Annotated in this window: 19 protein-coding genes and 2 tRNA genes; 8 read left to right on the top strand and 13 right to left on the bottom strand. The window is 40.0% G+C overall.

Annotation, left to right across the window (positions count from 1 at the left end; all coding sequences use genetic code 11):
• Window positions 1-27 precede the first annotated feature (27 nt).
• Window positions 28-669, top strand: a complete 642-nt coding sequence (locus tag HYG93_RS10065) for a hypothetical protein (protein ID WP_117007942.1) — start codon at window positions 28-30, stop codon at window positions 667-669.
• A 16-nt stretch (window positions 670-685) separates the two neighbouring features.
• On the opposite strand, the gene glpD is transcribed toward HYG93_RS10065, so the two are convergent.
• Window positions 686-2,194, bottom strand: a complete 1,509-nt coding sequence (glpD, locus tag HYG93_RS10060; RefSeq protein WP_178962451.1) for a glycerol-3-phosphate dehydrogenase — start codon at window positions 2,192-2,194, stop codon at window positions 686-688.
• A gap of 251 nt (window positions 2,195-2,445) precedes the next feature.
• Here glpD and HYG93_RS10055 point away from each other — a divergent pair, with 251 nt between their 5' ends.
• Together HYG93_RS10055 and HYG93_RS10050 are read left to right on the top strand one after the other, a co-directional pair.
• Window positions 2,446-3,753 (top strand): MFS transporter, encoded by a 1,308-nt coding sequence (locus tag HYG93_RS10055; RefSeq protein WP_372658863.1) that lies wholly within the window; start codon window positions 2,446-2,448, stop codon window positions 3,751-3,753.
• A gap of 143 nt (window positions 3,754-3,896) precedes the next feature.
• Window positions 3,897-4,325, top strand: a complete 429-nt coding sequence (locus HYG93_RS10050) for a hypothetical protein (protein WP_117007944.1) — start codon at window positions 3,897-3,899, stop codon at window positions 4,323-4,325.
• A 62-nt stretch (window positions 4,326-4,387) separates the two neighbouring features.
• Here the strand turns inward: HYG93_RS10050 and HYG93_RS10045 are convergent, their stop codons facing one another.
• Together HYG93_RS10045 and folD are read right to left on the bottom strand one after the other, a co-directional pair.
• On the bottom strand, window positions 4,388-5,056 hold the full coding sequence (locus tag HYG93_RS10045; protein ID WP_178962449.1) for a methyltransferase: 669 nt from the start codon (window positions 5,054-5,056) through the stop codon (window positions 4,388-4,390).
• A 269-nt stretch (window positions 5,057-5,325) separates the two neighbouring features.
• A complete protein-coding gene (folD, locus tag HYG93_RS10040) occupies window positions 5,326-6,174 on the bottom strand; it encodes a bifunctional methylenetetrahydrofolate dehydrogenase/methenyltetrahydrofolate cyclohydrolase FolD (RefSeq protein WP_117007946.1) in 849 nt (282 codons plus the stop codon).
• A 152-nt stretch (window positions 6,175-6,326) separates the two neighbouring features.
• Between folD and HYG93_RS10035 the strand changes: the two genes are divergently transcribed.
• Window positions 6,327-6,400: transfer RNA gene (locus HYG93_RS10035), tRNA-Cys, on the top strand.
• A 9-nt stretch (window positions 6,401-6,409) separates the two neighbouring features.
• A tRNA-Leu gene (locus HYG93_RS10030) sits at window positions 6,410-6,496 on the top strand.
• A 199-nt stretch (window positions 6,497-6,695) separates the two neighbouring features.
• On the opposite strand, the gene HYG93_RS10025 is transcribed toward HYG93_RS10030, so the two are convergent.
• The 3 genes from HYG93_RS10025 to HYG93_RS10015 all read right to left on the bottom strand — a co-directional run bounded on the left by HYG93_RS10025 (window position 6,696) and on the right by HYG93_RS10015 (window position 9,091).
• Complete coding sequence (locus tag HYG93_RS10025) at window positions 6,696-7,604, bottom strand: YafY family protein (protein ID WP_178962448.1); 909 nt, start codon at window positions 7,602-7,604, stop codon at window positions 6,696-6,698.
• Between the two features lie 97 nt (window positions 7,605-7,701).
• Window positions 7,702-7,866: a hypothetical protein gene (locus HYG93_RS10020; RefSeq protein WP_165382512.1), complete on the bottom strand. Its 165-nt coding sequence runs from the start codon at window positions 7,864-7,866 to the stop codon at window positions 7,702-7,704.
• A gap of 229 nt (window positions 7,867-8,095) precedes the next feature.
• Window positions 8,096-9,091 carry an NAD(P)H-quinone oxidoreductase gene (locus HYG93_RS10015; RefSeq protein ID WP_120365050.1) on the bottom strand — a complete coding sequence of 332 codons (996 nt, stop codon included), beginning with the start codon at window positions 9,089-9,091 and terminating at the stop codon, window positions 8,096-8,098.
• A 131-nt stretch (window positions 9,092-9,222) separates the two neighbouring features.
• On the opposite strand from HYG93_RS10015, the gene HYG93_RS10010 reads away from it, so the two are divergent.
• On the top strand, window positions 9,223-9,573 hold the full coding sequence (locus HYG93_RS10010; RefSeq protein ID WP_117007949.1) for a co-chaperone YbbN: 351 nt from the start codon (window positions 9,223-9,225) through the stop codon (window positions 9,571-9,573).
• 16 nt (window positions 9,574-9,589) lie between these two features.
• Here HYG93_RS10010 and HYG93_RS10005 read toward each other — a convergent pair whose 3' ends face one another.
• Genes HYG93_RS10005 through HYG93_RS09995 form a run of 3 tightly spaced genes read right to left on the bottom strand, consistent with a single transcriptional unit; the run spans window position 9,590 to window position 10,699 of the window.
• Complete coding sequence (locus HYG93_RS10005; RefSeq protein ID WP_117007950.1) at window positions 9,590-9,850, bottom strand: DUF2798 domain-containing protein; 261 nt, start codon at window positions 9,848-9,850, stop codon at window positions 9,590-9,592.
• 10 nt (window positions 9,851-9,860) lie between these two features.
• The gene (locus HYG93_RS10000) at window positions 9,861-10,181 is read right to left on the bottom strand and encodes a DUF3861 domain-containing protein (protein ID WP_117007951.1); all 321 of its coding nucleotides are present in this window, start codon (window positions 10,179-10,181) and stop codon (window positions 9,861-9,863) included.
• Window positions 10,181-10,699: a PadR family transcriptional regulator gene (locus HYG93_RS09995; RefSeq protein WP_106985712.1), complete on the bottom strand. Its 519-nt coding sequence runs from the start codon at window positions 10,697-10,699 to the stop codon at window positions 10,181-10,183. The genes HYG93_RS10000 and HYG93_RS09995 overlap by 1 nt, the downstream gene beginning before the upstream one ends.
• Before the next feature lie 299 nt (window positions 10,700-10,998).
• Between HYG93_RS09995 and HYG93_RS09990 the strand changes: the two genes are divergently transcribed.
• Entirely contained in the window at window positions 10,999-12,156 is a 1,158-nt protein-coding gene (locus HYG93_RS09990) for a sterol desaturase family protein (RefSeq protein ID WP_106985713.1), read from the top strand.
• A gap of 180 nt (window positions 12,157-12,336) precedes the next feature.
• Here HYG93_RS09990 and HYG93_RS09985 read toward each other — a convergent pair whose 3' ends face one another.
• From HYG93_RS09985 to cysD, 4 genes are all read right to left on the bottom strand, one after another.
• Window positions 12,337-13,374 (bottom strand): macro domain-containing protein, encoded by a 1,038-nt coding sequence (locus HYG93_RS09985; protein WP_106985714.1) that lies wholly within the window; start codon window positions 13,372-13,374, stop codon window positions 12,337-12,339.
• Between the two features lie 9 nt (window positions 13,375-13,383).
• Window positions 13,384-14,019 (bottom strand): DUF4433 domain-containing protein, encoded by a 636-nt coding sequence (locus HYG93_RS09980; protein WP_106985738.1) that lies wholly within the window; start codon window positions 14,017-14,019, stop codon window positions 13,384-13,386.
• Between the two features lie 134 nt (window positions 14,020-14,153).
• Window positions 14,154-15,767, bottom strand: coding sequence for a sulfate adenylyltransferase subunit CysN (gene cysN / locus HYG93_RS09975; protein WP_106985715.1), 1,614 nt, complete (start codon window positions 15,765-15,767; stop codon window positions 14,154-14,156).
• Window positions 15,768-15,896: 129 nt separating this feature from the next.
• A complete protein-coding gene (cysD, locus tag HYG93_RS09970) occupies window positions 15,897-16,811 on the bottom strand; it encodes a sulfate adenylyltransferase subunit CysD (protein WP_106985716.1) in 915 nt (304 codons plus the stop codon).
• A gap of 323 nt (window positions 16,812-17,134) precedes the next feature.
• Between cysD and HYG93_RS09965 the strand changes: the two genes are divergently transcribed.
• Window positions 17,135-17,677, top strand: a complete 543-nt coding sequence (locus tag HYG93_RS09965) for a hypothetical protein (protein WP_106985717.1) — start codon at window positions 17,135-17,137, stop codon at window positions 17,675-17,677.
• Window positions 17,678-17,726: the final 49 nt, after the last annotated feature.

Below are 17,726 nucleotides of genomic sequence, written 5' to 3'. Positions count from 1 at the left end.
AAAATCAATAGATTATCTCTCAATTTCATGAATAAGAAATATTCTACCACCTATAGAATAAAGACTATCGAAGCTTTGGAACAATCTAAAAAATTAGATTTTGAAAATATTATTCCCATAAAACCATATTCAAAAATATCTAATAAAAAACTTGAAGAACTATCATTCTTATTAAATGAAAGAATTTTACCTATTCTTATCAGTCAATTTGGAAATAATTATAGAGGAGCCTCTTGTATTAATTTTTCTGCAGCTTTATATGCATGGTTAAACGCACTAAACTGTGATGCTGAAATAGTTTTTGGAGAAGTTGAAATTTTCCACACAGATGAATTTGATGTCACTTTAGAAAACTTAACGCACGAATACAAAAACAATATTAGATCTGGCGTCCAAAATGTTCATGCGTGGGTTACGATTGGTGATGATATTATAATTGATGCCTGCCTCCCTGATAGAATTTTTAAATATTATAAAGTGCCACAGTTACCCAATATTTTTGTTACGCGCGCATATATAATGGCTGAAAGATGGAAATCTAAATATAAGCCTATGTTAATAGGCTCAGATTTCATCAATAAAACCAACAACTTCAATCCAATTGATGCTATTCCACAAATTCAATCAATGATTAACAAATTGATGACTTCAGAAATAAATTCGCAATAGTAAATAAAGATATCTACTACGCAACATTCTTTTTCATACGGTGCTCATGTAGCGCCGTTAAATAATCATCCAATTGCTGCGTATCATCCACACTAAATTGTAAATACAGTTTCGTCCTACGTTTTAATATATCTTCACTACTCACTGCCCACTCATGCTCAACCAAATAATCGACTTCTAGCGCATACAAACCATGACCAAAGTTCAGCCCCAATTCATGCACTGATCCAGCTTGCTTGATCAAACTCCACACCCGTGTGCCGTAGGCATAAACCCAGCGCTGTATTGTATATTCGTCCAGCCCTTTTATTTTATGCCCGATCTCAGTCGCAAGTTGGTCTATAGATGAAAACTGCTCTGCGCCTGGCAATAACGAATTTTCCGTCCAGTGAGGTGCCAAATCACCAAAAAATGGCCTTAACTGTTCTAATGCTGCTTCAGCTAATTTGCGATATGTCGTCAACTTCCCACCAAATACCGAAAGCAGCGGTGCTTCATCAAGAGTTACATCTAGAGCCAAAGTATAATCACGAGTAACCGCAGCTGGGTTATCCGACTCATCATCACACAGCGGTCGCACACCAGAATAAGTTGCAATAATATCTAGCGCTGTCAGCGGTGTTTTAAAATGTGCATTGGACACATCCAATAAATAATTGATTTCTTCAGGGCTGATTTCGACTGTATTAGCGTCGCCGGTATACTCACGATCCGTCGTACCTATTAAGGTATATTGATTTAAATACGGAATGGCAAAAACAATGCGTTGATCATGATTTTGCAAAATAAAGGCTTTATTTTGAGCATACAGCTTAGGCACAATGATATGACTACCTTGTACCAACCGTATACCATAAGCAGGTTTTAGCGCCAGACTTTGCTGAATAAATTGAGCAACCCAAGGGCCGGCAGCATTAACCAATGCCTTGGCTTTTATCCACAAATGCTGTCCATCTTTTTCTAATTCCAGCACCCAAACACCCGCCATACGCTGTGCGGACAAACAAATCGTTCGCGTCATAATTTTAGCGCCATGCTCATGTGCCAGCATTGCATTCACCACCACCAGACGCGCATCATCAACCGTACAATCGGAATATTCAAAGCCTCGGCTAAAATTCGCTTTTAACGGGCTGTCAGGGCTTTCAAAAAATACTTGTTCTGACCCGAGTAACTGTTCACGCTTACCTAAATAATCATAGATAAATAGACCTGCTCGAATTAGCCATGCAGGCCTTAAATGAGGCTGATGAGGCATAATAAAACGCATAGGATGTACCAAATGTGGGGCTTTCTTTAACAGCACTTCACGTTCTGCCAATGCCTCACGCACCAAGCGAAATTCTTTATGCTCTAAATAACGCAAACCACCATGTATCAATTTAGAACTCGCAGAAGAAGTATGCGAAGCCAAATCATCTTTTTCACATAAGAAGACACTTAAACCGCGTCCTGCCGCATCTGCAGCAATACCCGCACCATTGATTCCTCCACCAATGATCGCCAAGTCATATAAATCATGCATAAGCGTCTCCTCTTATTGTTATTTTCAGTGCATTTTTTAATTCTTCCAATCCCAAGTCACCATTCCATCACTAAGAAAAAAATTCACTCAACTTATATTTACCACCACTCAGCATGAATAAGTGCTCAATTCAATGTAACACCTCTTCGGCATAATGAACATTTTATATACAATTTGTTTAATTTCGTTACCTTTCCAGTAAAGCAGCAGACTTAAGATAAAACTTCAAACAAAAATAAATGGATATAACAATGACGAATACCGCAATGCAGCCTGCGCCGCTGGACACCAAAACGCGGGTTAAATCCATCTTGGGTGGTTCTGCTGGCAACTTAGTTGAATGGTATGACTGGTATGTCTATGCTGCCTTCACACTCTATTTTGCCCATGCCTTTTTCCCACAAGGTAGCCAAACTGCCCAACTCCTCCAAGCAGCAGCCATTTTTGCTGTCGGTTTCCTCATGCGACCAATTGGTGCATGGATTATGGGAGTTTACTCTGACAAAAAAGGCCGTAAATCGGGTTTAACCCTGTCTGTTACGCTCATGTGTATTGGCTCATTAATGATTGCCATCTCACCTACGCATGACCAAATCGGCATCTTCGCGCCCATTATTTTAGTGGTCGCACGGCTAATTCAAGGCCTAAGTGTTGGCGGTGAATATGGTGCCAGTGCGACTTATTTAAGTGAAATGGCTGAGAAAAACCACCGAGGCTTTTTTTCGAGTTTCCAGTATGTGACCTTAATTGCTGGGCAGCTCACTGCGCTCTGCGTTTTACTGATACTGCAATGGCTACTGACAGAGCAACAGCTACATGATTGGGGATGGCGTATCCCATTTTTCATTGGTGCTTGTTTGGCTGTTGTGGTGTTCCGTATCCGTCGTGGCTTACTCGAAACACAATCATTTCAAAATGCACAAAAAGAAAAAGACCAACCTGAATCTGGCTTACTTTCCTTATTTAAACACTATCCTAAAGAAGCTTTTACGGTGCTCTTTCTTACCGCAGGGGGTACTTTGGCTTTTTATACCTATACCACCTATTTACAAAAATATTTGGTCAATACTTCAGGCTTTAGCAAACCCGCCGCAACGCAAATCACCACCTTAGCCCTGTTTATTTTCATGTGCTTACAACCTGCTGCAGGCGCATTGTCTGATAGAATTGGTCGTAAACCTATTATGATCGCCTTTGGTGTATTGGGCGTTCTATTTACATACGTGCTGTTTGATGCCTTGGGACAAACACAGGACTATTGGACTGCATTTTGGTTATGTTTAGCAGGTCTCATCATTGTTACAGGCTATACTTCTATTAATGCTGTAGTAAAAGCAGAGATGTTCCCTGCGCATATTCGTGCTTTAGGTGTTGCACTTCCTTATGCGCTAGCCAATACAATTTTTGGGGGTACTGCAGAATTCTTTGCGCTCAGCTTTAAAGAAGCAGGTCATGAATCGTGGTTCTTTGTTTATGTCAACGTGATGATCTTTATTTCACTGCTGGTATATATCTTTATGAAAGACACTAAACACCATTCTCAAATTAAAGAACACTAAGCGCCCTGCCACTGCTCAACTGCAGTGGCATATTTCCACACTGCATCATGTTTTTATAAGGTCACCTGCATTTTCGCCATCGAGTCTAAGGTCTGTTTATGTCATACTCAGCCATAGAAATAACAAGACTGGAAATGACCTTCATGAAAATAGCACTTAAATTGTTTACTTTAGGATGTTGCACCACATTTTTAGCAGCTTGCCAAAGCACTCCCCAAACTTATAATGGCCATGCTGGGTATCAAATTGAAGCACAAAATACCACAAGTGCGACGCTGGCTTACACCTTGGCTGGACGACAAAATCAACAATTAGACGAAAATAAATTACAGCGCGCCTGCCAAAAAGTACTTGGCCAACATCGCACATTTAAGCTGAATATTTTAAGTATTAATGAAATTGCCAACCCAGCAACCACAGCGCAGCAATATGGTCGTCAAATTGGCAACTCTCGCGCAAGCTTTGGGCTAAGCAATACACCAGATCTACGCAATACAGACAACCTCGGCGCACAAAATGCACTAGATGCACGCCCTGCAACCTTACGGGTGGTGCGTTACACTTGCTCATAATGCAATGCATACATAAAAAAATAAGACGCTCAAGCGTCTTATTTTTTTTAACACAGCAATTCTTATCGTGTCTTATAAAAGCTAACATTACGAAATTCAGGTGATTCATCCAAATCTGGCCAAGTGGTTGCACTACGCTCATCGAGTTTTTCATACTTTGGATGACTAAAGTTTTTGACACGACTGTCTGCTACCCACACCTCTGGCGCAAACTTTAAAAATTCATCTAAGAAAAAACGGTTACACTGGTCATACAGCACATCCGCCGCCAACAGAATATCGACTTGCTCCGCCTTATACAGATCATCTAAATATTCAAGCTCAACATTATTCAACTCGGCATTTGCGCGACAAGCATCCAAGCTCACTTGATCAATATCACAGCAAATCACACGCTTTGCCCCTGCCATTTTGGCAGCAATTGCAACTACACCTGAACCCGCACCAAAATCCAATACTACTTTGTCTTTAACATGATGAGGTTCTGCCAGTAGCCACTGTGCCATCGCAAGCCCAGAAGCCCAACAAAAAATCCAATACGGCGTGTCATTCCAAATACGGCGAATGACTTCATCATCCATTTTATCTGTTGGAAATACAGGTGGAATCAGCCACAAAGAAATTGGCGTTTCAGGCAATTGCTGTGCATGTAATTCACAGTGTGGAATCACTTCGTGCAGTGCTTTAAGGAGGTGCTCAGGGGCTTGGGGGAATTGGAAAGTACAGCTCATATTAAGCCTTGGGGATAATTTTATTTGAATTTATAAACGTATTGGATACACGATATCGTCATCTGCTGCTGTTTGAGGCAGACCTCATTCAAATTAACACTGTTTCTGCGACAACATTAATCAAAAGACAAAATATGTCGAGTTCAGCAGATGACAAATGGTTTTCTTGCGAAGCTCGCTTCTCATTTTGCCGAAACAAAAGTAGCATACGAGCTTCTTACATTTATAAGTCACAACGGAAAGACTCCGCCGCAACAATGGCAACTGTATTAACCTAAAGCTTTTTCAGCAGCTTCAACAGTTTGACGAATCAAAGTTGTAATCGTCATAGGGCCTACACCGCCTGGAACTGGCGTATAAGCAGAAGCAATTTCTTCAATACCTACCAATTGAATATCGCCAACACCACCGCCATCACGTGGATGGAAGCCAGCATCTACAACCACTGCGCCCGGTTTGATCCAATCTTTTTGAATCAATTCAGCTTTACCAACAGCACCCACAATAATGTCTGCTTGCTTAACAAAGCTTGCTAAATCTTGTGTACGTGAGTGGCAAATCGTTACTGTTGCATTCGCTTCAAGTAGCATTGCAGCCATTGGTTTACCCAAAATAGCAGAACGACCCACAACAACCGCATGTTTACCCGCGATTTCGATGTTGTTTTCTTTCAAAATCGTCATGATGCCAGCAGGTGTAGCTGAACCGTAAGCTGCTTCACCCATTGCCATACGGCCAAAACCTAGGCAAGTCACGCCATCTACGTCTTTTGCAAGCGAGATTGCATCGAAGCAAGCACGTTCATCAATTTGAGCAGGGACTGGGTGTTGTAACAAAATTCCGTGAACATCTGGGTTTGCATTTAATTTTTCAATTTCAGCAAGCAATTGTTCAGTTGTGGTTTCTTTAGGAAGTTCAACTTTTAATGAATCCATACCGACACGGCGGCAAGCATTTCCTTTCATACGCACATAAGTTGCAGATGCACCATCGTCACCTACCAAAATAGTCGCAAGAATTGGGGTACGACCTGACTTCTCTTTTAACGCTTCTACGCGTGTTAACAAGTCAGCTTCAATTTGCTTCGCCAATGCACGACCATCTAAAACTAATGCCACGGCACATCTCCAAGTGATGATATGAATCAATTTTGCACATAATACATGATAATTTTAATTATTTTCCGCTATATGCTGTTTTTATGCGCATCCGAATGAACAAGCTATTGTTTTTTTTTCTGAGCTTGCTAATATACGCATCAACAAGACATGGCGGGGTGGCAGAGTGGTCATGCAGCGGACTGCAACTCCGTGTACGCCGGTTCGATTCCGACCTCCGCCTCCATCTTGTTAAGCCCGAGTGGTGAAATCGGTAGACACAGGGGATTTAAAATCCCCCGACCTTCAAGTCGTGCCAGTTCGAGTCTGGCCTCGGGCACCATCTTTCTACTACAGATTGATTGGTGCATATAAAGAACCCAGCGTTAAGCTGGTTTTTTATGCCTAAAATTTGGCTTTCGCATCATTTTATTGGTCAATCCCCCTTCTTCGTTTTGAACGCATAAAAAAAGCACCCTTACGGATGCTGTGGAAAAACAGTTAAAATTTTATTTATTTTGAAATAATTTCAACATTTATAGCTAAGCACATTGATCTTGCAAATACATCATCAAACTCTGTTTAAGTTCTTGCCTTAAACTTTCTGGCTGTAAAATGGATAAGCCTGGTATCCAAAAACGTATTAAAGGCAACAGTTGCATGGTATGTGCAATCTGACAACTTAAAATTAATGCCCCATCTTCCAGCTCTTGTAAAGTCTGTTGCTCTAGCAACAAGCGTCGTTGCTTAAAATAACTTGCAATATTCGCAGCAACTTTAATCTGCACCTCAAACTTGTCTTGGCCAAACCAAATACTGTCTTCATCTTGCAAACTGCTTAATACAGTATGATCTGGAAGAAATGTCTCGTATTCATGCTTGGTCGTTTGTAGTTGCATGTGGCTTAAACGATAGGTTCTTAATTGTCCTTTACGGACAGCCGCCAAATACCAACTACCATGATGATGAATTAAACGATAAGGCCGTACCAATTTAGGTTCATTTTTATATAAAAAACCAATTTGACGATGCTGCTGTATAGCACTACTTAAGCTTTGAAATAATTCAATATACAGTGAGGCATCTTCATATTCGTAACCTTTAGCGCTATACACCTCTGATGCCTGCTGATTTAACAGTTCCTTTAAAAAAGGAAAATCTAATGAGGGATACAATTGCTCTACCCCTGAAATTTGAGCGAACTGCTTAAAATCGTGAGGCTTAACTTTGGTTAAATAAGCAGGGTCTAAATAGAATTTTTTGCTTTGGTCATCTTGTAAGAGTGGTAAATTACTACTCATACGATCAAAGTCACGACTAATCGTTCTTGTGCTGACCGAATATTCAAGCGCCAACTCTTTAATCGACAAACGTGCTCCTGCATTTAGCTTGGTCAGTATACTGGCCAAACGCTCAGCAAGACGTTCATGCGTCGAAGGATTTTCTTTCATACAATCTCTTTTTAATACGCTTTTTAAATAGCGTTATTTTTAGCGACAACCTACCCGATTTAATCCCAAGACACCTAAACTCACATGAAGCTGGGCTTTAATTTTGTGCTAAACGGTCAATATATCGCTCTAGATGCAACATAGCTTTATAGAGTTTATGCAAATCTCGCACGACCACTTTATTGCGTATAATTCCTTTATGTAGACGCTTTAAAGCTCGACCACTATGCAAATCCGTGTAAGCATTTGGAATAATTTTCATAATCCCTCCCTGAATGTGATTTAACACAAAACTTCAAAAAATAGTGTGATTTATTAATTACCTAATTTATACAAAACTTTGGACAGGTTGTGTCGAATAATTTGCATTTTTTTTACTTTTTGGCAAATTTTATGATTTATTTTAAGCACATAATTTGACGCACCTCACACTTTCTTATAAAAAACAAAAGCCAGCTCAAAGAGCTGGCTTTTATTCAGTTTTTGCTCATTTATGCAGTCACATTTACCACAACTTTTCCAATATGCTCACCCGTATCCATACACGCATGTGCTTCTTGAATTTGATCAAAATTAAATGTCTTATAGATCATTGGTAGGCACTCGCCTTTTGCCCATAGCGGTGCCACATGCTGTTGCAAGCCTTGTGCAATTTCGGCCTTTTCTGCGGTATTACGCGCACGCATCGTAGAACCTGTAATAGTCAAACGCTTCATCATGATTTGACCCAATTTCACGTCTTTGGCTTTTGCACCACCCAAGAATGCGATATAGACTAAACGGCCGTCACGACGTAGCAGATTCAAGTTCTTTTCTAAATACGGCGCGCCCACCATATCTAAAACCACATCCACACCGCCATTCTCGGTTGCGTCATTAATCACTTGCTCAAAATCTTGAGTTTTATAGTTAATGGCTGTGGTTAAATTTGAAATAGCGGCTACTTTTTCATCTGAACCCACGGTTGCAAATGACTTTAGACCCAAAGATTTACATAACATTAGCGCAGTGGTGCCAATACCGCTTGCGCCACCATGCACCAGTACGGTTTCACCTGCTTTGGCATGCGCCATTTGAAATACATTGGCCCATACGGTAAAGAAGGTTTCAGGAATGGCTGCCGCTTGAGTAAAGCTCACCCCTTCAGGAATACGAATGGTTTGGCTTTCAGGTACTACGCAATATTCCGCATAACCGCCGCCATTGGTCAGACCACAAACTTTATCACCCACCTTAAACAAAGTGACATCCGCACCCACAGCAACTACTTCGCCTGCAACCTCTAAACCCGGTACTGGCGTTACGCCTTTCGGCATTGGGTACAAGCCTTGGCGCTGCAAAATATCCGGACGGTTGATGCCAAAGGCATGCACTTTTACCAACACTTCATCCGCTTTCGCCTCTGGGATGGCAACACTTTCATAGGCCAGTTTTTCAACACCGCCTGGTTCAGTAATAATGACCTGCTGCATGCTTTGCTGTGACATTGTTTTTCCTTTTCAATTATTGACTATTCATCTATCTCTGCACTATTTGAACATAGAAATGGCGCAGAATGAATAAACATGGACTTATGTATAATCTGTACTGTATTTCGTAAATGAATAATAGGCCAAGCATGTCTCAGATCGTTGAATACAATAAAGATAACGCTAAAGACTATGAATGGTTCGATGGTTTTGCCGTGATTCGCTTCTATGCAGACTGGTGCGCGCCATGTGTACAGAACTTCCCTGTATTTGAACAATGTGCAAGCCAAATGTCTTCGCAGCATGCACGGCTCAAATTTGGCAAGGTGAATGTTGATTCCTCACCGATACTGACCTTGCGTTATAAGGTTTATGGACTGCCTTCAACCTTAGTGTTTTATCGCGGGCAAGTGATTCAACGTATTGCAGGTGTCAAATCACTTTCTGAATTAACAGCCATCATTCTAAGCGCGATGCAGTCACACTCAGACAATGACTAAGCAAATTTCCTAACTGTTATTTGGAGGTCGGTTCATTCGGCAGGCGTACAAACTTCATTAACGTATTACGCACCAATGGCAACACGATCAAAATGAGCGGAAAGGCCATCATCCACGACATGCTCCATGCGCGCAGCCACATGCCAAGAAAACCTTCAACTAAGCCTTTATTCATCAGCATGTTAAAGCAGGAAATTGAACCGCTCATAATGCCGGACAAGATTAGGGGCATCAGCCAAGTCATGTGTTTGGGATGAAATTTTGGGAGTTGATTCATCTGTAAATACCTATTGTTCGTCTTGGGCTGAGTTCTGGGCTTTTACGGTTTGTTTCAGTGTTTTCATAAACTGACCAAAATACGGCATGAAATCTTTAAATAAAGGATGGTCTTTATTTTCCAACAAAGTTTCACCAAATAGTTTCAGACCCACGGCAAAGGCTTTGGTCTTTTCATCATCTAATAATTGCGCTTTGGTCAAATGCTCCAGCACCTTAAACAGGTCATCATGGTTGTAGGCATTAAACTGCAAAGCTTCTGTATAGGTCGATGGATTGCCCTGTGCATCCGCAATGTGTTTGAGTGTAATTTCATATTGATGCTGTTTCACTAAGACACCTCCATACGGCTGATTTCGACGGCCGCCTGATCGATTTTTTCTGCAATGGCATACACCTGTTCAGATGTCAGTTCACAGTGCTGAATTTTGATGCGTAGTGATGCTTTTAGGTTTTCCATCGCACGCTTGATGTCAACGTATTGTTCATTGTTATGAATTTGCTTGCGGGTATCAAAACGGCACAGAATTTTCTCTACTGTGGCTTTTTCTGCATCTAGGTGCTGTATGCCTGACTGCGTAACGCTGTATTGTTTACGGTCTTCTGCATTCAGTTCTGCGTGTATGTATTGCTGTTCTTCGAGGTAATTCAGCGTTGGGTAAATTGTCCCTGTGCTTGGGCTGTAGCCACCGCCGACGATTGCACCGACATCTTTGATAATATCGTAGCTGAACTTAGGCGCTTGAGAGATCAAATGTAGCACCAATAGTTTCATGTGCCCTGCTTCAAACAAGCGTTTGCGGGTTTTAGCAGGACTATCGTTAACAGCAAGAAGGTCAGAATTTGACATCGCAAAGATACACCTTAAGATTTATTAAGATATATCTTATATTAAATTAAAAAATTTTCAACTCTGTATACACAATCAGCACAAATGATTTATTTTCTGCCCTAACGTGAGCTTTAGCGTTTGATTTGCTGGGCAATGTGTTGAAATTCAACTCTGTTTTGGCAGTACATCTTGGTGATGTGTACAGCCTAAAATTTTTCAGCATTCGATTTCATCGCACAATTTCGTATATAATTCGACTGTGTTTAAATTAAGCATACCGCCTAAAACCAATAACAATCACGATATAAAGAATAACAATGACCGATCATCTGCGACATAAATTTGAGAATCTTGAACTTCAAGCTGGCCAAGGCAAAATCAGTGCGTTTATGTCCATGTCCTTAGGGCTTTTAGGCATATTTTCTGCTTTGTGCTTTTTGTTTCCTAGTGTACTAACCACCCCCGAATTACGCCCACTGTATAGCAAGCATTATGATGTGTTTTATTACACGCTTTTGGCGGGAATTGTTTTGGCTGCGGGTTTTGGGGCTTATAGCGCCATTATTAAGCAAAATAGATATGGTTTTTATGGGCTGTGTTTTAGTTTGCTGGCTGTGGTTTTGGGCTGTGGCTTAATTAAAGCGCCTACGCTTCCTGCTTTGCCATTTTATGCAGGTTTTGATTACTTTGTGATTACGCTGATTATTTTGGCGGCTGTGTTTATTCCGCTTGAAGGTTTTTTTGCCAAAAATAAGGAACAAAAGTTATTGCGTGTAGGCTGGGTGACAGACATGAAGTATTTTATGTTTAGCCATGTGGGGATTCAGCTGTTTTCGTTTTTAACCGTAATGCCAATTCAATATTGGATTACGCACCTGCCTTCTAACCCGATTGTTCCTTGGGTGCAAGCGCAGCCGATGTGGCTGCAGTTTATTGAGCTATTAATTGTGGTAGATTTCACAACCTATTGGTTGCACCGTGCTATGCATGAGGTGAATTTTTTATGGCGTTTTCATGCTATTCACCATTCTACGGAGCAAATGGATTGGCTGGCGTCTTCTCGTTTGCACATTGTTGAAGTTTTAATGACGCGCTTTATTGCTACTTTGCCTATTTTTCTTTTAGGTTTTCATACTTCTGCGGTATTTGCGTATTTGGTGTTTATTTCTTTTCACGCGATTTTTATTCATTCGAATGTGCGTTTTCGCTTTCCGTATTTGCGCTGGATTATTGCTACACCTGAGTTTCATCATTGGCATCATTCTTCGGAAAAGCCTGCGATTGATAAAAATTATGCTGCTTTTATTCCGCTTTATGATGTGGTGTTTAAGTCGGTGTATATGCCGAATCATTTGGCGAGTGTATATGGGACAGTTGGCTATAAGATTCCCAATAGCTTTGTAAAGCAGTTCACTTGGCCGTTTAAGCGTTATGTAAACAAGTTGAAGAAGCGTTTTGGCAAAGATTCGATTTGAGTGAAAAAAGCCCTGCTACTAAAAGACATCTGCGTGTTTTAACAGGGCTACTATTAGCTGCGAAAAGATCTGAATTTGACATTGTAAAGATACACCTTAAGATTAATTAAGATGCATCTTAATGCATTTTTTAATTCTTCATATTAAATTAAACAAAACCACCTTGATGGTGGTTTTTAATTACAACAATACATAATTGTTTTGTAAGTTTTTATATGCGATATCAATTTGACGTGGAGTAAAATTTTTTTTGTTTAAATTCCAATTGTGAATTTTATTTACTAAATCTTCCCTATTATTAGATCCTTCATATTTAGCTACCCAATGAACAGATGCTAGTAACTCTAAACCATACCTACTTTCAAAACCATCTACTATATCTGTAACCTTTTCGAAGCGCTCTAATGTCTCAGGATAGCTTTTAAGAAACTCTCTAGCTTCTTCAATTGCTCCCGGCACCAAGCTTAAAGCTTTCGATGGATCATCTCCACCATCATCATAACCATGAATATAATGACCTTCCATCACATTCAATACATGTCTTAGATTATCTGCATAAGGACCATAATGCGCCTTTGTATAATTCAAACGTAATGGCTCGCCAACTTCTTGCATAAAATATAAAAGTTTCTGAACCTCCAATAATGATACAAAAGGATCCAATAAACCCTTTAAATATCTTTGCATTAGCTCAATTAAAATTGCACGCCCAGGCGTCATTTTGGGAACTTTCTTATTGATAACTTTCTCAATTTTTGTATCTAAACTTAGTGGTTCGAAAACAAGAATATCAACATCAGATAGATCACTTAAATGTTGAACTATTTTATCTTTTACATTATGCCAATCTAAACCACCTAAACCTGCACCTAATGGAGGTATTGCAATTGAGCTTATTTTTTTATTCTTAATTTCTAAAGCCAAACTATTTAAACCTGAATCTATATCTTCGATACGACTAGCACCTTTCCAATGTCTTTTTGTTGGGAAATTAACGATATATCTAGGATTTGTTAATTCTAGTGTTTCATAAACAAACATTTTTCCAGGTACTACTTCGTTATGTTTACAAGCTAAAGCATATTGTTTAAAGTTTTCTGGCCATGCTTTTTTAAATTGAAGAGCAATACCTCTCCCCATTACTCCTACACAATTAACTGTGTTTACAATAGCTTCGACATCTGCTTTTAATATGTCGCCATGAGTAAATCTAATCATAACGAAATCTCAATAATACCATTCTGGCATAATTCTAACATGAGGCCTATAGCTTTGACCAACCAATACAGTGTTAACTCTAGTCAACATAGCTTGATTACAAACACCTATTTCTTTAACTAAGCTCCATGGAATTGAATTCTCAATCAAAAATTCTGCTTGTTTTTGATCTCGGCAACTACTCCAATATCGACTGAAAATAGCATTCCAGTCTAATAAAATTAGATCACTTAAATTATTGTAATCTTCAAAAAATCTAGATCCAGCATTAGTAGAGGTAAAGACCCAACGTCTACTATTAGCTATTGCCCATTGAACACATTCATGCATATCAAAACGTAAATGAATGATATTAGACTGCCCTCCATCGTAGGTTAAATCCGAATTACCCTGATTAATCATATATAACATTACTGATCTAGGACAGAAATAGAATGGAACACATTGCCCTACATATAAATTAGGATAACAACTTAAAGTCAGCTCCGTTAAACGCCTTTGCTTTATATGACTTAGACCAATTACCGTACCACCAAACTGATTTTGAGACACAAGACTATCTGACAATAATCCATGGGATATTATCGAAGAAAGTTTATCAATGTGTGCTATATGATATAATTCAGGGTTACGTGGTACTGTCATCGAATCATCCATGAAATTTTTCTATTTCTTTTTATTGGGATGCTTAAAACAAAATCAACTTAAATCGTTAAATTTATATATTTTTTATAAAAACCCGCCTTTCGGCGGGTCTTTTTTTAAATCAATTCAACCAATTACAGACGAACTAACTCAACAATTTTCTCAGCAACTTCTTCAGCAGACTCAACTGTATAAGTCACATCAGTACCTTCAGCAGTATCTGTAATCACAACCACACCAGTTTCACGAACTAGTGCAATTTGCTCTACAGTTAAACCAGCTTTCGCAATCGCAACTACACCTTGCTGAATCAACAAACTTTCAATCGCTTGCGCATTTTCAAGGGCTTTCGCAGTCACAGTTACCGCAGCAGGTTTTTGACCTAAACGTGCAGCACGCACTTCAGCAGTCACAGGCTCGTTGTGTGCAGTCCATTCAATTGCAGACTCAACCATACCCGCACCAACAGTTACGTTATTTAAACGGTCAATAAAGATAAATGAACCTGTGTAACGGCTGTCTTGATAGCGGTCAAATACCACTGGCGCATCAAACTCGATGGTTACATCCGCAATTGAGTTTAACTCAAGCTCAGACACTTCCATTTTTTCCAATGTGTTTACATTGGTACGATAGTTGATTTTCGCAACTTTCGCAGGAATAGTTTGTGTACCAAACTTCACGTTATACAGTTTGCCAACCACTAAAGGCGCATCTGTCATCCATACCACAGAGGCACGTGCAGAACGTGAAATTAACGGTTGTTCGCCCGCTTTTACCAACACGTTACCGCGTGAAATATCAATTTCATCATTTAGCGTAAGTGTTACCGCTTGACCTGCAACAGCATAGTCTAAGTTACCGTCAAAAGTCACGATTTCTTTAACAGTAGACGACTTACCAGATGGCAATGCAGTAATGGTATCGCCAACTTTCACTTCACCAAGTGCAATCGTACCGCAGAAGCCACGGAAGTCGAGGTTCGGACGGTTGACATACTGAACTGGGAAACGGAATTCGTGCTTGCTCGTATCATGCGAAATTTCAACAGTTTCCAAAGTCTCCATTAAAGTCTGACCTTGGTACCAAGGTGTAGATGGAGATTTGTTTACAACGTTATCACCATTCAACGCAGAAATTGGCGTGAAGATAATGTTCGCAGGTTTACGGTCGCCCAATTGGTTTACGAACTCGTTGTACTCTGCTTGAATTTCATTGAAGCGCGCTTCAGAGAATTCAACCAAGTCCATTTTGTTCACTGCAACCACAATATTACGAATACCCAAAAGACTCGCAATGAATGAGTGACGACGAGTTTGCGTTTGAACGCCATAACGCGCATCAATCAAGATGATCGCTAAATCGGCAGTCGACGCACCAGTTGCCATGTTACGTGTGTATTGCTCATGCCCTGGGGTGTCGGCAATAATGAACTTACGTTTTTCAGTAGAGAAATAACGATAAGCCACGTCAATGGTAATACCCTGCTCACGTTCCGCTTGCAGACCATCGACAAGTAAAGCCAAGTCAGGTGCATCACCCGTAGTACCCACTTTTTTAGAGTCACGTGTTACGGCTTGCAATTGATCTTCATAAATCAATTTTGAATCGTAAAGCAAACGACCAATTAGAGTCGATTTACCATCATCCACGTTACCGCAAGTCAGGAAACGTAGAAGGTCTTTATTTTCGTGTTGTTTTAAATACGCCAAGATGTCTTGGCTAATTAAATCTGATTGATGAGACATTGCTCAAAGCTCCACATATTCTTTTGAAATCGGTTTCTTTTAATCCCCCTGTTTCCCCCTTTATAAAAGGGGGACTTTCTCCTCTCTTTTTCAAAGATGAGCGGCACTGCTGCGCAAGGGGAGAGATTCTTAGAAGTAACCTTCCTGCTTTTTCTTTTCCATCGAACCTGCTTCGTCATGGTCGATCATACGGCCTTGACGTTCAGATGTGGTAGCTAAAAGCATCTCTTGGATAATTTCCGGTAAAGTTGTTGCAGTTGATTCAACCGCACCTGTAAGCGGGTAACAACCTAAAGTACGGAAACGCACCGATTTCATTTGTGGCACTTCACCTTCGTTCAAACGCATACGCTCATCATCAACCATGATCAGTGTACCGCTACGCTCAACCACTGGACGTTCAGCAGCCAAGTACAAAGGAACCAATTTAATGTTTTCGAGGTAGATGTATTGCCAAATATCCAACTCAGTCCAGTTAGACAATGGGAACACACGAATACTTTCGCCTTTGTTCACTTTACCGTTGTAAAGGTTCCAAAGCTCAGGACGTTGGTTTTTAGGGTCCCAACGGTGTTTAGTATCACGGAATGAGTAAACACGTTCCTTAGCACGAGATTTCTCTTCGTCACGGCGCGCGCCACCAAAGGCAGCATCAAACTGATATTTATCAAGTGCTTGTTTTAAGCCTTGAGTTTTCATGATGTCAGTATATTTAGAGCTACCGTAATCGAATGGGTTTACACCTGCATCCTTACCTTCTTTGTTTTGATGCACGATCAAATCAAAGCCATGCTCTTTCGCCATGTTGTCACGGAAAGTAATCATGTCTTTAAACTTCCAACCCGTATCTACATGCAGTAGTGGGAATGGTAGTTTGGCAGGATAGAATGCTTTCAATGCTAAATGCAGCATGACTGCTGAATCTTTACCAATCGAGTAGAGCATGACTGGGTTTTCAAACTCAGCTGCTACTTCACGGATAATATGAATACTCTCAGCTTCTAGCTGTTTAAGATGAGTAAGTCTTTCCTCATTTAACGACATGGACAACACCAGCTTAGAAAAACGTGTACTTATGACACTTTTGAAAATTTATATTCATTATAGTGATTTAGTTATCTAGACTATTGCTTGTTTTATTATATTGATATGCAAATTCGTCATATAAAACTTTGCTGATAGTACATATCAATTTTAATTAATCAATAAAGCACACTATATCAAACCAGCTGATTCTAGCGCTTTAGCGCCAAAATATTAAGTTTAGGTAACAATAACGCCATAGTTAATAACTCTTAAGCATGTATTTGCAAGTTTCATTTTTCACTTTAGATTAAAGTGAATCTAGCCAATCTCACCCATAGACTATGCCTTATAGCCATTTTGACCTTGAAGCACTTAATGCCCGCTTAGCACAGGCGAAACTTGCTGGCTTTATCTATCAGCATCAGCAACACATGCTTATTTTACAAGAAGCCTTGAGCGAAGACGGTTCAGCACTAAATAATTTTGTACAACATGAACTGAGCTCTGATCAATTAGGTCTGCAATTTGGTCTACGACTTTCGGAGCAAAAGTGGGAATTTGTGATTGGGATTACCCACAGCAACCAAGACCGTCGCTATGAAATTGGTGCGGGTAATTTAAAAGGCGATCAACGGGCCTTTAATTTACTGTATGCGTTTTATAATTATCCGAAAGGTTTTTATACCATTAGTATGCCCTTGGCCTGCAATGCTACCCAATTAAAAAATGCCATTGAAGAGCAACTATATGCACTGCCTGAAATGGCATTTTTAGACAGCGCTGTAAAAACCAATCCTATGGGTGAACAAGTGCAATGGATGAAAGCATTTATTGAACAAAATGCCTTAGATATGAAAGTCCGTATTCAAACCTCTTTACTCTAAATACGAGCCTATGTACACCAAACACATCGTTTGAAATAACAAAAGTTAA

Origin of the sequence: Acinetobacter sp. SwsAc6 (assembly GCF_013391565.1) — a bacterium.
GTDB lineage: Bacteria > Pseudomonadota > Gammaproteobacteria > Pseudomonadales > Moraxellaceae > Acinetobacter > Acinetobacter cumulans.
Note: the sequence above shows the minus strand (reverse complement) of the source record. Positions and strands in the feature narration are given on the sequence as shown.

What these genes read in the sequence shown, in the direction of transcription:
- HYG93_RS10065 (WP_117007942.1), top strand. Translation starts at nt 28, where the DNA reads ATGAATAAGAAATATTCTACCACCTATAGAATAAAGACTATCGAAGCT.
- glpD (WP_178962451.1), bottom strand. Translation starts at nt 2,194, where the DNA reads ATGCATGATTTATATGACTTGGCGATCATTGGTGGAGGAATCAATGGT.
- HYG93_RS10055 (WP_372658863.1), top strand. Translation starts at nt 2,446, where the DNA reads ATGACGAATACCGCAATGCAGCCTGCGCCGCTGGACACCAAAACGCGG.
- HYG93_RS10050 (WP_117007944.1), top strand. Translation starts at nt 3,897, where the DNA reads ATGAAAATAGCACTTAAATTGTTTACTTTAGGATGTTGCACCACATTT.
- HYG93_RS10045 (WP_178962449.1), bottom strand. Translation starts at nt 5,056, where the DNA reads ATGAGCTGTACTTTCCAATTCCCCCAAGCCCCTGAGCACCTCCTTAAA.
- HYG93_RS10025 (WP_178962448.1), bottom strand. Translation starts at nt 7,604, where the DNA reads ATGAAAGAAAATCCTTCGACGCATGAACGTCTTGCTGAGCGTTTGGCC.
- HYG93_RS10020 (WP_165382512.1), bottom strand. Translation starts at nt 7,866, where the DNA reads ATGAAAATTATTCCAAATGCTTACACGGATTTGCATAGTGGTCGAGCT.
- HYG93_RS10015 (WP_120365050.1), bottom strand. Translation starts at nt 9,091, where the DNA reads ATGTCACAGCAAAGCATGCAGCAGGTCATTATTACTGAACCAGGCGGT.
- HYG93_RS10010 (WP_117007949.1), top strand. Translation starts at nt 9,223, where the DNA reads ATGTCTCAGATCGTTGAATACAATAAAGATAACGCTAAAGACTATGAA.
- HYG93_RS10005 (WP_117007950.1), bottom strand. Translation starts at nt 9,850, where the DNA reads ATGAATCAACTCCCAAAATTTCATCCCAAACACATGACTTGGCTGATG.
- HYG93_RS09995 (WP_106985712.1), bottom strand. Translation starts at nt 10,699, where the DNA reads ATGTCAAATTCTGACCTTCTTGCTGTTAACGATAGTCCTGCTAAAACC.
- HYG93_RS09990 (WP_106985713.1), top strand. Translation starts at nt 10,999, where the DNA reads ATGACCGATCATCTGCGACATAAATTTGAGAATCTTGAACTTCAAGCT.
- HYG93_RS09985 (WP_106985714.1), bottom strand. Translation starts at nt 13,374, where the DNA reads ATGATTAGATTTACTCATGGCGACATATTAAAAGCAGATGTCGAAGCT.
- HYG93_RS09980 (WP_106985738.1), bottom strand. Translation starts at nt 14,019, where the DNA reads ATGACAGTACCACGTAACCCTGAATTATATCATATAGCACACATTGAT.
- cysN (WP_106985715.1), bottom strand. Translation starts at nt 15,767, where the DNA reads ATGTCTCATCAATCAGATTTAATTAGCCAAGACATCTTGGCGTATTTA.
- cysD (WP_106985716.1), bottom strand. Translation starts at nt 16,811, where the DNA reads ATGTCGTTAAATGAGGAAAGACTTACTCATCTTAAACAGCTAGAAGCT.
- HYG93_RS09965 (WP_106985717.1), top strand. Translation starts at nt 17,135, where the DNA reads ATGCCTTATAGCCATTTTGACCTTGAAGCACTTAATGCCCGCTTAGCA.